General features: G+C 52.1%; 8 protein-coding genes. All 8 read right to left on the minus strand.

The features are described from left to right. Positions 1 to 5 precede the first annotated feature (5 nt). Positions 6 to 1,271: a hypothetical protein gene (locus ACQ4MY_RS22080; RefSeq protein WP_440096462.1), complete on the minus strand. Its 1,266-nt coding sequence runs from the start codon at positions 1,269 to 1,271 to the stop codon at positions 6 to 8. Continuing rightward, on the minus strand, positions 1,272 to 5,054 hold the full coding sequence (locus tag ACQ4MY_RS22085) for a glycosyltransferase (RefSeq protein WP_440096463.1): 3,783 nt from the start codon (positions 5,052 to 5,054) through the stop codon (positions 1,272 to 1,274). Between the two features lie 5 nt (positions 5,055 to 5,059). After that, positions 5,060 to 7,408 carry a class I SAM-dependent methyltransferase gene (locus tag ACQ4MY_RS22090; RefSeq protein ID WP_440096464.1) on the minus strand — a complete coding sequence of 783 codons (2,349 nt, stop codon included), beginning with the start codon at positions 7,406 to 7,408 and terminating at the stop codon, positions 5,060 to 5,062. Between the two features lie 2 nt (positions 7,409 to 7,410). Next, positions 7,411 to 8,829, minus strand: a complete 1,419-nt coding sequence (locus tag ACQ4MY_RS22095) for an ABC transporter ATP-binding protein (protein WP_440096465.1) — start codon at positions 8,827 to 8,829, stop codon at positions 7,411 to 7,413. Beyond that, on the minus strand, positions 8,819 to 9,646 hold the full coding sequence (locus ACQ4MY_RS22100) for an ABC transporter permease (RefSeq protein WP_440096466.1): 828 nt from the start codon (positions 9,644 to 9,646) through the stop codon (positions 8,819 to 8,821). The genes ACQ4MY_RS22095 and ACQ4MY_RS22100 overlap by 11 nt, the downstream gene beginning before the upstream one ends. Positions 9,647 to 10,092: 446 nt before the next feature. After that, the gene (locus ACQ4MY_RS22105; protein WP_440096467.1) at positions 10,093 to 11,106 is read right to left on the minus strand and encodes an MraY family glycosyltransferase; all 1,014 of its coding nucleotides are present in this window, start codon (positions 11,104 to 11,106) and stop codon (positions 10,093 to 10,095) included. Continuing rightward, positions 11,103 to 12,065: a UDP-glucose 4-epimerase family protein gene (locus ACQ4MY_RS22110; RefSeq protein ID WP_440096468.1), complete on the minus strand. Its 963-nt coding sequence runs from the start codon at positions 12,063 to 12,065 to the stop codon at positions 11,103 to 11,105. The genes ACQ4MY_RS22105 and ACQ4MY_RS22110 overlap by 4 nt, the downstream gene beginning before the upstream one ends. Next, a complete protein-coding gene (locus ACQ4MY_RS22115) occupies positions 12,062 to 12,985 on the minus strand; it encodes a glycosyltransferase (protein ID WP_440096469.1) in 924 nt (307 codons plus the stop codon). The genes ACQ4MY_RS22110 and ACQ4MY_RS22115 overlap by 4 nt, the downstream gene beginning before the upstream one ends. Between the last annotated feature and the right edge of the window lie 27 nt (positions 12,986 to 13,012).

Consider the following 13,012-nt stretch of genomic DNA (forward strand, 5'->3'; position numbering starts at 1 on the left):
AAATATCAGTTATTAGCTTCGAGACTTTCAATTTTTTCTACATAAGCAGACGCACGAACATTCCAGCTGTTCTGATCTGCCAAGTCTCGCAATCTTGCACGATACGCTTCATCGTCGCAGACCGTGAGGGCCTGGCGAATCGACGTAATCAGCCCGGCAGCATCACTGCCAGAAAAAACCTCGGGATAAGAGGTGCATTCGTTCATGTCAGCGGTTACGACCACCGGTTTCTCGAGTGCAAAATATTCGTACAGTTTGAGAGGTGACGTCGAACGTGCAACATCTCCCGGCTTGAACGGTATGAAACAAGCGTCGAAGAAGCGGGCATGCGCAGGCAGGTCGGCATACTTGACGGGGCCAAGATAGAGAACGTTTTCAAGCTTTGGCAACAACGGAACACACCCGCTGTAGTCAGGCCCAATGAACACGAAACCGACATCGGGCATCTTTGCGCAAACCTGCTCAATGACTTCGTACCAGAGCCAAGGGGCAATCGCACCAAAATAGCCGACAACTTGCTTGTAGCGCCCCTTGAACTCTACGAGGGAGGCCGGCACTACAACCGGAGAATCCCCGGCGCCACGATAATGAGCGACATCTACCCCGTTGGGAACGCAAACACAACGTGCCTGCCCGCACTCGGCCAAGGCTTCTTTTTGCAACGCCGCAGCCGAGGACACGATGACATCTGCCACGCCTTCGAACGCTGCCGCTTTCAGATCCAGAAGACGACGGATAGCGCCCTTGCCACCGGAAATCGACGCGTCGATGTGGTCGATATACTCATAGACCACGCGCCCCCTCCGACGCGCGGCACTCATAGCCTCACGGGTAGCGAGCAACGAGGTACTGTAGAAGCAGCGCACCGCATTCGGAATTTCATCCACGATCGAATCATTGGCGATCCAGACGTTTTCAGCGACCTGCCTGAATCCGAGGAGGTCATCACCGGTTGTCTGAAAAATAACCAGGCAGTCCTGACGGCCCAAAGCCAGCGCCATGTGATGAGGCCGCTGAAACAGCGTTATGCCCCAATCGACGTTTGCTTCGAGAATGACGACAAGTCGATGATCGGCAGCGTTGAGGACCTCATCACTAAATCGGGCAGCGGTCATATCCCCTTGCTTGATCTCGATGCGTACGCTCCGACTGCGCAACCAACGGACAATCGCGTGCCGCACACCGTGCAGGCGGTTGCGCAAGGTGGCAGGCAACAGCCAGAAACAACGACGCGCCAGTGAATGCACTGATAGACGAGAGCGATTACCCATTTAATTGAGCTTCATGGCAGGCAAATCGCTTGATTCATCCTGCTCAGCTCCGATCAGTTGCTGAATCAGGTCCACATACCGTTTATAAGTACGATCTTTTCCGATTTCTCGCAATTCATCTTCCGACAGTTCCGGGCGAACATGATTGCTCCAGGTGCGCAACATCGCGGCAGCTAAACGCTGTTCAAATTCGGCCGTCGATTTCATTTCCGAAACACTGCCGTTATAGAGCGTCATGTCATAAACCGGATCGACAAGCTCGATACCCGCACGTCCGGCGAACTGCGTCGCGCAACCAACATTGGACATGGCGACGGGCAGATTCGCCTTGATCGCCTCGAGCAATGTCAGCGGTCCACCTTCAAAAAAAGTCGCCGATGCAAACGCATCAGCCATGGCCAGATATTCATGAACATTGGAGGCCGAACCACAATAAGTCACGCGATTCTGCAAACCTCGCTGTTCAATGTAAGCCTGTATCTCGACCAGCAATTGAGGTTCGTAAACGGGCCCCAGAATCACCAAGCGCAGCTTGTCGCTCGCCTCTGCTGCAATCTCGAATGCCTTGACTGCCCCCAGATGATTTTTCTGATGATTGATAGAACCGATATCGATGAATACAAATTCATCATCAGCCACATTGTATTGAGCGCGAAGTCGAGCACGAGCTCCCGCTCGTTCCAGCGTGGCGAAAGGTGTGAAATCAATGCCATTGGGAATGACAACGCAACGTTGCGAAGGTATGTCCAGGCGCGAAACACTGTAATCCTTCACTTGCTGCGACACCGCAACAAATGCAGTTGTGCTTTTCGCTACCGAAGCGAATTCCTGACGCTGCTGATCGTTGAACCACATGTAAATGTTGTGGATGACCTGCACGAACCCGATACCCTTCTCGCGATAAACATCCACGCCGGTAAACGAGTAATGTGCCAGGACGACCTTAGGCTGCAACTTCTCTATAAGAGTGCTATGAGACTGAGCAGTATATGGACGGCATACAACGGTGTGGCCCGCGTCTCGGGAGCGTTTTACTGCAGCGCCTTGAGTGCCTTGAACAAGCAGCACAACGCGCAATCCAGCCTTGATGAGCGTTTCGTTCAAGTCATGAACAACATTCTCCAAGCCTCCGGCCTCAAAGTTGTCGACTTGAACCAGAATGTCGCATGCGGACAAAGTCTCTTGAGAAACATCAACCACGCTGGTCGCGACAGGCTGGGCGAGTGACGAAGAAGTCCCTAGGAAAGGGCGTAACTTTCGCCAGACCCGACGAGCCGCTCGCCCCTGGAGCGTATTGGCTGGAAATACTTTACGCGCTATATCAGCCACGAACTGACGCGCGCCACTTTTACGAACCGGGCGCGTGAAGTAGGCAAATATTTCTTCCGCCCCCGTCTGGCGCACATCTTTCAGTCGCTCATAAACCGAGATGTTGGCCTCCGCCAGTTTCAGACGTTCAGCTTCATCCGGTATGTTGCCAGCCAGGAAGTCTTCCAGAGTGACGTAGCGCATCCCCAGCGTCTTGAAGTCGCCTATGTCTTCGCAATCGACGATAGGCACGATCCCCATGGCAAGGTATTCGACCAGCTTGGTAGGGCACGCGGCCCGGTTCACGATGATGTCCTCCCGAAGAATGAAACCATAGTGACACTCAGGGTACAGCGTCATCAGCTCGGCATGGGTCTTGGCTTCCACGTCGACACTGCCAAGCAACGCTGGCGGCAACATGTCTTTTACAAGCTGAGGCTCCGGGCAATAAAAGCGATGCTTACACTGGTCCGCTGTCCGAATGATCGCATCGATCATCTTTGGAACCTGCTGCCACTTGTGCAAGCCACCTGCGTAGACCACCACTGGTTTGCCATCAATCAGCGGACGAGTTGCATGCGTCGGAGTGAAGCGGGGAAAGATCGGAAACGAAACCGATCGAGCCTTGAGGGCGCCTCGGAACTTCTGTTGAAGATAGTTCTTCATCGCCTCGGTCACGACAATGACAATACCCGCCTTCTGAACCGCAAGTCTTTCTTCTTTCTCATAAAGAACGGCACTGAAGAAATCATTGTGCATGCGGAACTCTTCAGGAACCACGCCATGAATATCGACCGCCTTACGAATGAACGGAAGGTGCAGAAGCTTGCCAAAGCGGTTGTCGTACATACGCAATACGCTGTGAAAGTAAACTTTTCGGCAGCGCAACACAGCAAGCAGAGCCAGGAAACGAACCAGCATCCGGCGTTTTTTAGTGCCGTTGATCCGCAATACGAGCACGTTGTGCTCAGGACGATCAAACCAGATATTGCGCCCTTTCAACTCGTCGCTTTCTACATAAACACGCCAGCGGTCGGTAAACATGCGATCGACAATCTGAATCCGCTGAAAGTAACCGTCGCTCTGGCGCTCAGGGTAAAAATAGCCGCCAAAGAAAACAATTCCATCGAACTTCAGGATGAAGTCAAGACTGCGCCGTATGAACCAGAGAAGCCGGCCCAATCGAGAGTCTGGTCGAGTAGAGAACGCCGCCGAACTGGCAGGAGGGGGAAGATCAACACCACCGGCTCCATCCTGCCCTGGAGCAGTGATGAATGTGTGGATGGCAAAATTGCAGTCAACTCGGTCATAGACTCCGGTGGCAATATGGTCAAGATCAGCCTTGACGAGGGCGGACTCATTGTCTGCAACTGAGCCTCCGGCCAGCACACGCTGAATCCTTGCAACGACTTTCTCCCAAAGCGACAGCAAATCGCCATGGGCGTGCGCCGTTGATACTGCCTTCAACAACTCGGCCGGCACAACGCGCCCTTGGGCAGTCAGTGCCTCGGTCAACTTGCCAAACTCGGTCTCGAAATAGCTGATCTGTTTGGCGAGATTTGCAACATACAGCTCAACGAAAGGTGCCTGTAACGAAAGACGATCCAGGTGCGCCAACATGAATTCGACGTCCATGGCGAAAGAAACGATGGGTTTCTCCGGCCGGCGACGCCAGGTTATACCGTGCTTGCTCTCAAGATACGCTTTATTGCGCTGTGCCCGATCGCTGAAATATTGGTATTGCAACTGACCAAAAGACGCCGAGCCCCAGTGATGCATGAAAACATCCCGTGCCAGATGAATTTCATAACCGGCGTTACGGGCGCGCAGGCAGTAATCATCATCCTCGAACCCACCCGGAAAGAAGGTATCGTCAAGCAGGCCAATTTTTTCAAAGGCCTCTTTTGTCACCAGCACGCAAAAGAACGTTACATCCGTTTCAACAAGGTTGCCCTTCCAAGTGGTATGCCAACGCTCCGTAAAATCGGAGACCCGCTGATATACCTTGTCGTTAAGCGATTCCGAGCGTTCATCCAGACACTCGGGAAGCGTCAACTGATAATCGACCGGCACACACTGCTCGCCATCCGCCTTGTTGGTTACGGCACTGATGAGGTCCGATTTGCTTGCCAGAAGTCTATCGAGCCAATAATCGGTAACGATGACATCACTGTTCAGCAGGCAGATATGAGTGATTTCATCATCGGCAAGAAACTCGGCAATACCCACGTTGTTGCCGCCCGAGAATCCAAGATTGGTATCTTGCTCGATGTAACGCCACGAAGGACCGACCTCGGCGATATGATGGGACATGGCTTCGCGAATCTTGCTTCTCTCGGCAGATTCCGACGCATTGTCGACCAGTATCAACTTGAAGCCGGCTTCGTTGAAGGCGCGACGTACGCTTGCCAAAGTAACCCTGACCGCCTCCGAGGCGTTATAGGAAACGATGACTATTCCGGTTTTCGTCGCCATGCTACTCATTGACCCATTCTCCGCTTTACACCACGCAGGACTCTCTTCCAAAAAGGCTGCAGCGTACCTTTGCTGGCTTGACTCAGCAGGCGAGCAATCTCGGCATCCCTTTGACAAACTTCTCGTGCAAGCCCTTGAGCATGCGCGTCTTGTCTTATGACCTCACTTGCAAGTTCATGCGTGCGGCTATCGAGCGCGCTGACTTGTTCGACAAGGCCTTTACAAACGACGTCTTTCTCATCCAGCACCTTGATCAGGCCGCTTACAGCCGAATTCAATTCGCTCAGCTTTCGGTCCCGCTCAACCAATTGACGCTCAAAAAAACCGCTCGACTCTTGATAAACAGTACCGGGTCTGAGTGATGCGTCATCAATCACCGACAACATGTAAGCGGCACGCGATGCTTTATCCAGCAGTTGAGCGGACTCAGCCAGACCAAACGGCAGAGGCGATTGAGTCTCACCGCTGATGTTCAACCAGGATCCGCCAAGAAGTCGCTGAACCTCACTGACCGAACTCAACAAGTGAGCTTTGGCGGAAACTTTGTCGTGACGAGCCAACGCGAGCACCGCGAGCAAATACCGGGCATCAACCACTTTGTTGCCGAGCAGAGGGCTGTAGGACAGAACATCCAGCGTGGCACAGGCGGTAAACAGATCGATTGCATCGTCGAACTTCCCCCGACCGCGCGCGAGCTCGCCACCAGCGAACAGCAACGATACCTGCCAGCGCAATTGATGCGGAGCAGGGTCGGCAATAGCGGCATAACGTCGAACTTGAGTCAGGAGGTCTTGATACTGCTCATCGGGTAACTCTGCTGCACTCGCGCAGGCGTAAACCTTGCCGCAGAGCGCAGCGCCATAATCGACAGAATCCAGCGCAGCCGAAGCCATCACTCGATCCTGCATCGACTGCAACAAGACGCTGGATCGCACGCGTTGCCCCTGAGCAACCATCCCCTTCACCAACCAAGGATTCTGATAGTCGCGGGCAAACGCACTAACGGCGAATTCAGGGGAGACAGGAAGCGTCCATTGCGTTTCTTTATAGGGAACACTCGCCCCCTCCACGGGATCTTTCATTCCCAACAGGAGCACCCACTCCGCCTCCTCTTCAAGAGGGCGATCGGCCGGCACGGTTACCCATTTACGGCTTGAATGGTGGCACTTCATAGCCCCACCCGCCGTTTGCAACATACCTTGCTCCAAGAGGAATTGACTGCCGCATTCAGCGACCAGGCGCTCCCAGGTGTAGACGTGCAAATGGTGCGGGTTGGGATCCTTGCCGGTTTCATCTGCCCAATCGTTTGGAGCACAGACCATCACGCGGCCGCCCGGTTTAAGGACACGCTTCAACTGGAGCAGATATTCCATAGGTTCAGGTACGTGTTCGATCGTTTCGAACGCAGCGATGAAATCTATGCTGTTGTCAGCAATCGAACTCAGGGCTTGAGCATCGCCAACCTGGAACTCGACTTTGCCGGCGCAACCGTAGTGGGCATTGGCATAAGCAATGCCAAAATCGCTCAGATCCACACCTAGTACATAACTGGCTTGCGATGCCGCATAGATCATATGGCTTCCATAGCCAAGACCACAGGCAACATCCAGTACCCGATCACCCGGGCGTACAAACTCGGCGGCTTTCTGATACCGGATGCAGTGTGCATCGCCGCGCCGCCCAACTTCCCGCAACATGTCGGTATGCAGCAAGCGCTCTTCCACGAGAACAGACAGGTCATAGTGGCGCAATGCTTCGGTGGGAACCTTTTCCATCAGGACAAAGATTTGCCGACCGTCTTCGTTCAACGCCTCGTAGGGGTTGATTTGATAATAAAGCGTGTGTTTACGAAAGCCAGCTTCGAAACATTGCGCTTCCCACCAGGCACGCCCTTCAGATGTCAGGAGTGCGCGCTCGCCATCCTCGGCCACTGATGCAATCTGCAGAAACACATATCGGGAAGAAACACGATAGATTTCGCGCAAGGCCGCGGGCACATCGGCGCGGGAAAGGTGCTCCAGACAATTGACGGAGACTACCGCATCGAACCGACCATCGGGGTACGGCAATGACAAAACCGAGCCTTGTTTGAAACGGTCGGGATGCCGTTTGCTGGCTGCATCCACTGCAAGGGTAGAAACATCCACGCCTTCGGCGTCCACGCCCCGCTCAAGGAGTGCAGAAACCATCCCACCGCTACCGCAGCCGATATCCAGCGTCGATCCGATGCCGCAGGTTTTCACTACCCACGAAGCGGTATTGCGAAAGTCTTCATGGCGCTTGCCGGATTGAAGGATGCCTTTCCAGTAATCATTGCCGAGCGAGATATAATCAATTTCGTTTGCTGAACTCATAATTACCACCTCGCGGCCATATGTAGGTCGGTTATCCCACCGAAAAAGTATTCATCCTGCCGCATCAGTGTTTGGAAGAATGCTGCTTCATCTTTCCAATGCAAAATCCGTTGAGCGGAATAGTCAGGTTTGGCCTCATAGGATATCGAAGCCTGGATCTCATAGAGATTCGAACCTAGAGAACAGTCACACTCCAGCCAGACATGGAACTTTTCTCCCGCCTTGAGTTGGCGCTTCCAGAAAAGATCACCTTCCCGCAGCCCGGAAAGAACCTGCATATCTTGGTTCAAAGTGCCCCAAGAGTAGATTTTTATCCCTTCTCTGCTGCGAATTCTCACGCCGACGTTGATGCAATCCGTATCAATGCGTGAAATGCAATCGACGCGAATGCGAATAACATCCCCAGGATAAAATACCGCGCAAGGCTCATCATCGGCACCGAAGGTGCCAACTGCCAAAACCTCGACACCACCATCTCCGAACGACATCTGATCGGCACGTCCGGCGAGAGCAGGAGCTTCTGTCACGCTTTGGGAATTACCTTGCAGTTCGGCAACCTCACTCTCTTGAGGTGCTTTGGATGTCTCTCCACGAGATGCGGCAGCAGGTGTCTTTTCTGCGGCTGGCTGCATGAGTTTCGCGAAATAGGCGGACTCTTCCTGATGTAGCAATTTGCGGTAGTCCAGCAGCACCTGCGATGCAGACCCCATTGTGACTTCCCGTCCACCTTTGAGCAGAATCGCACGATTGGTCAGTGTCCGAACCGACTCCTGATCATGAGAAACAAACAGAAGCGTTACACCGTCGGAAAGCAACTTTTCAATCCGACCGAAACAGCGTTTCTGGAATAGCGCATCGCCGACGGCCAGCGCCTCATCCACGATAAGAATGTCCGGCTCGATCTGAACTTGAACGGCGAACGCCAGCCGTACTAACATTCCGCTCGAATATGTCTTGACCGGCTGATCCAGGTAATCGCCGATATCAGCAAAAGCAGCAATCTTGTCAAAGCGCTCATCGACTTCGGCATGGGTCATGCCGAGCAACATGGCGTTAAGATAAACGTTATCGCGACCCGTGAATTCAGGATTAAATCCTGAGCCCAGTTCCAGAAGTGCCGCAACTCTGCCTCGAGTCTCAACAGTACCGACGGTCGGTGCGATGGTCCCCGTGATGAGCTGGAGAAGCGTACTTTTTCCGCTCCCGTTTCTGCCGACGATGCCAAAAGCCTCGCCCTTGCGAATATCGAAAGAAATATTCTCCAGTGCCCAATATTCACGGCAATAGGAGGAGGGCTCATACCCCACCAGACGCTGGATCGGGGGAATGATGAACTGCTTCAAGCGATCACGTGGCGTGGCATAAATTTCGTAGCACTTGCCAAGACCATTTACGCGGATCGAGTAATCATCAGAGGACATCTGCAAACCCCTTTCGAGTCTTCTGGAACCAAACAAAGCCAAACCAGGCAATTGCACAAGAAACAGTCAGGTAGAGCGCCCAGAGACGCCAGTCCAGCGACTCACCCCAGTACATGAGGCCGCGTGTCTGCTCTACCGCAACGGTGATGGGGCTGATTTGAACTACAGCCTGAAATCGCTCAGGCAAACTCTTGAGCGGGTAAAAGACGGGCGACAGGAACATAAGAACAGGTACGAGTGTACTGATAACCTGAGCAACATCGCGAAGGTAAACCCCGAGAGAGGCTACAAACCAGGTCACTCCAAGTGTCATGAGTGCAAGAGGCAAAAGCACCAGAGGGAACAGCAGAACGCCTACATGAGGCAAACCGTAGAAAATCACATAGAAAACCAACCACACTATGAAATTGATCAGCAGGTGAAAAAGTGCAGACCCCAATGTAACCAATGGAAGGATTTCCAAAGGAAAGATCACCTTCTTTACATAATTGACATTGGAAAGAATCAGACTGGGCGCTCTATTTATACACTCCGAAAACAGGTTAAACACCATTAGCCCCGCAAAGAGCACAAGTGCAAACTCGGTTTTTGAACCACTCCCACCTACCCAGCGCGCCTTAAAAACAACACTAAAAACAAACGTGTAGACAGCCAACATAAGAACAGGGTTGAAAAACGACCACATCAACCCCAAAACAGATCCACTGTAACGACCAGCAATATCTCTTTTGATTAAACTATAAATCAAACCGCGATTAGTTTTAATTGAGCGAAACAGTGTGATGGGAGAGGTTGAACGAACAGCGTGCGGGTTCATGCGTAGCCCTTTGGGTTTTCTGTCATTTTCATTTCTGGTTTCGACCTTTCAGAGGAGTTGATCAACGCACTCAGCATGACCACCAATCCCCCTAGCCGGGAGCACCTGTACCCACCCGGAGACCTTGGGCATCCGGCAAAAAGTGTGACTGACAACAGCTTCCTTGACCAAATTTCGAACATCCTATTGCATTGACGACAATATTCACTGCCAATATTGCTTCCGCTCCCTGGCTATTCACCAATCACCCTCGTTAACTCGAACCAGTAAGCGAATGGAAAACTTGTCAAGCACCATACAGACCCGTCGATGAACGGGAGCATCCGAAGCATCAATTTAATCGCCAATCGTAACAGATTTCGCCGCCTCCATTCAACGCTCGGCCGCCCGGCCGGCGTACGCCGAGCTACCAATCAATACCACACTCGCCCGCCTATCAAAAAAACCTACACTTCGCCTTTACCTGCGTTGAATTTAATCGCGAGAAAAACTAACGGAATATAGGCCAACACTACACCGAAGATCCCATCAAAAAATTCCAATCCAACCATAATCGCAATTGGGAATAGCCAAAAAAGATTAACTGCGGCAACACCAAAAGTAACTACTTTATGGCTGGCATATTTCCTGGCTGCAAATTGATAAGCATGGCTGCGATGAGCCTGATACACCTTCTCCTTGCGAGAAAGCCTTATCAATAAAGTCATCGTTGCATCCACGACAAAAACCCCCAGCAAAATCAGCCAACACCATATCAAGTTGGCACTACTCCAGGCGGAATACAACGAAAGAACCCCCAGTACAATCCCTAGAAACCCGCTCCCGGCATCCCCCATGAATATTTTTGCCGGCGGAAAATTCCAGAATAAAAACCCGGCAACCGCGAAGGAAAGCAATAACGCAGCCCATAAGGTTGCGTCGCTACCCACCATCCATGAAACAAAACAACTGGCCAAACAGACAAAGACCGCCTGGACGCTGGCTATACCATCTATACCATCCATGAAGTTATACAGATTCAACATCCATACAAGATAAACGGAGGCGAGTACCGTTCCTGACCACCCAAAATCGATGCTTGCACCAAACACCGACAAGGGAGCCAGTCCCGTCATCCAGTACAGCGCCCAAACAGCTGCAACAAAGTGTCCTAGCAATCGCCACCTCGCCGCGATATGCCCATGATCGTCCGCAAACCCTACAATCGCCACCAACGCTCCCGAACCCAACAATCCATACAACAGATTCAGATCAAGAAACCCCAGACCATAAAGAAATGGAAGCAGCAGGATAAAAGCGACGACAATCGCCACCCCTCCCCCGCGCGGAGTCGGTACCGAGTGAGAACTTCTCTCGTTGGGAACATCCATCAAACTCTGAGCGACGGCATAACGACGCAAAAAAAGAGTGCCACACCAAGAAATAACAAAACCCGCGAGCAGCAGCCACCAAACATTCATTTCGGTTGTATATCCATAAAATAGCCCGCAGTCTGGCGCAAGGCCCGGTCCACACTTACCGGAGGTTTCCAGCCAAGCAACTCATAATTCTTACTAATATCGACCTGCAAGGACCCACACAAACGCCGAGCAACAGCTTGCCTGCCAAGCAAGGAAGCAGCCACTTTCAACAACACCTCAGGCAACGGCACCAACCACACCCGACGCCCCAACATCTTGGACAAGCGGCTCAGAAGCTGAGTTGTCGACATGTCCTCCCCATCACTTACAAGAAAAACCTGATTGGCGGCCGCCGGATGATCAATACACCGAACAATCAGACTGATCAGATTCCCTAGGGATACGAGACTTCGACGATTTCTGATCGCCCCCAGTGGCAATGGAATGCCCCGACTCAACCAACCCAACATCGTCAGGAAGTTGGCTTTGACTCCAGGCCCATAAACCAAAGGTGGACGAATGATCACAATTTCCATCCCGGTTTCGAGCCCGATACTCTTCAAGGCCTGCTCAGCCTCATACTTGGAAGTACCGTAAGCATCCTCTGGTGCGGGAGAATCATCAGCCCTGAACACTTCACCGCAAAAGGTATTCTCGCCGTTGACCTTGATTGAACTTATGAAAATGAAACGCCTGACGCCCTCCGCAGCCGCACGCTGCGCCAACTTGACGGTACCTTCCACATTCAGCTTGCGAAACTCTCCCAGCACATCCTTAGCGGTGTCATGCATGACATGCACACGAGCTGCTGCATGAACCAATACATCAATGCCTTCGAGAGAGGGCAAATTATCGAGGCGAGTCAGATCGAACGGTAGCACCTGACACAGTCCGCTCAAGCGCGTAACGCCTCGTGTCGCTGCGACGGCACAGAACCGCTTGTCCACCAACAACTTGTAAACCAGAGCCTCCCCCACAAAACCGTTGGCGCCGGTAATTAAAACCTTGCGAGCTGTCATTGAACTTTTTTCCCTATCAAAGCAGTCGCCCAGCAAATAAAGAAGAAAAAAAACTTGTCTCGCAATCGACGCCGACAACTTCGGGCACTAAACGACAAACCGAGAAGTTGCAAAGGATGTAGTTTCAACCACTTTTTCACAAATGGATCGGAATCAACCCCGACCAACCGAGCAATTAATTGAACCTGGCTAAACCACCACCCATCATGAATCGTCTTGTAACGAGCGATTAACGGGCTAAGCCCCTTATTGGCGCCTACCTGGTTACGCTCATGCTGGCGATACTCCATGGAAGATACTGGATCAATGCACCACCGATATCCATGGCTTCGCGCAAAGGCGTAGCAGTACCAATCGTGTAAGCTAACCTTTTGCAACTGCGCCCAATTGGTGAGCATGGAACTCCTGATCACCTCGACAAGCTCTTTTGTCATAACATAGGTACAGCCAGGCCCGGCAGCCTCGAATAGAAAGTCCCACTCAACCTGTGGCTGCGCTTTGTTCAATATATGAGTTCTGCCGTCTGACCAGAATGCAGTGACATTACTGGAATATGCATCGAAACTACCATCCAACAGAACTTGAGTCGCCCGCTGCAGCTTGTCCGGGCGCCAAATATCGTCCTGATCAGCAAACGCAACAAAGTCGCAATGTTGAAAATCAACATCACGAACCAACCGAAAGAAATTTCGAGAAGCGCCACCAAAAACACCAGCAGACGGCAAAACAACCACCGAAGAAAAACTTTCCGCGTACTGCTTACACCAAGACTCAGTTCCATCAGCGGAAGGATCAACACTAATATAAACAGTTACATCTACACCCGTCTGCCCGAGGATCGAGACCAACTGTTCCTCGATCCATTGCATACCATTGTATGCAGCCAGCAAAACCGCAACCTTGGGAAGTTTCACTGACATGCCATTCCTGCTGCTTCGGTTAATCGT

This window comes from Pseudomonas sp. SM4, assembly GCF_051913165.1.
GTDB lineage: Bacteria > Pseudomonadota > Gammaproteobacteria > Pseudomonadales > Pseudomonadaceae > Aquipseudomonas.

What these genes read in the sequence shown, in the direction of transcription:
- ACQ4MY_RS22080 (WP_440096462.1), bottom strand. Translation starts at nt 1,271, where the DNA reads ATGGGTAATCGCTCTCGTCTATCAGTGCATTCACTGGCGCGTCGTTGT.
- ACQ4MY_RS22085 (WP_440096463.1), bottom strand. Translation starts at nt 5,054, where the DNA reads ATGGCGACGAAAACCGGAATAGTCATCGTTTCCTATAACGCCTCGGAG.
- ACQ4MY_RS22090 (WP_440096464.1), bottom strand. Translation starts at nt 7,408, where the DNA reads ATGAGTTCAGCAAACGAAATTGATTATATCTCGCTCGGCAATGATTAC.
- ACQ4MY_RS22095 (WP_440096465.1), bottom strand. Translation starts at nt 8,829, where the DNA reads ATGTCCTCTGATGATTACTCGATCCGCGTAAATGGTCTTGGCAAGTGC.
- ACQ4MY_RS22100 (WP_440096466.1), bottom strand. Translation starts at nt 9,646, where the DNA reads ATGAACCCGCACGCTGTTCGTTCAACCTCTCCCATCACACTGTTTCGC.
- ACQ4MY_RS22105 (WP_440096467.1), bottom strand. Translation starts at nt 11,106, where the DNA reads ATGAATGTTTGGTGGCTGCTGCTCGCGGGTTTTGTTATTTCTTGGTGT.
- ACQ4MY_RS22110 (WP_440096468.1), bottom strand. Translation starts at nt 12,065, where the DNA reads ATGACAGCTCGCAAGGTTTTAATTACCGGCGCCAACGGTTTTGTGGGG.
- ACQ4MY_RS22115 (WP_440096469.1), bottom strand. Translation starts at nt 12,985, where the DNA reads ATGTCAGTGAAACTTCCCAAGGTTGCGGTTTTGCTGGCTGCATACAAT.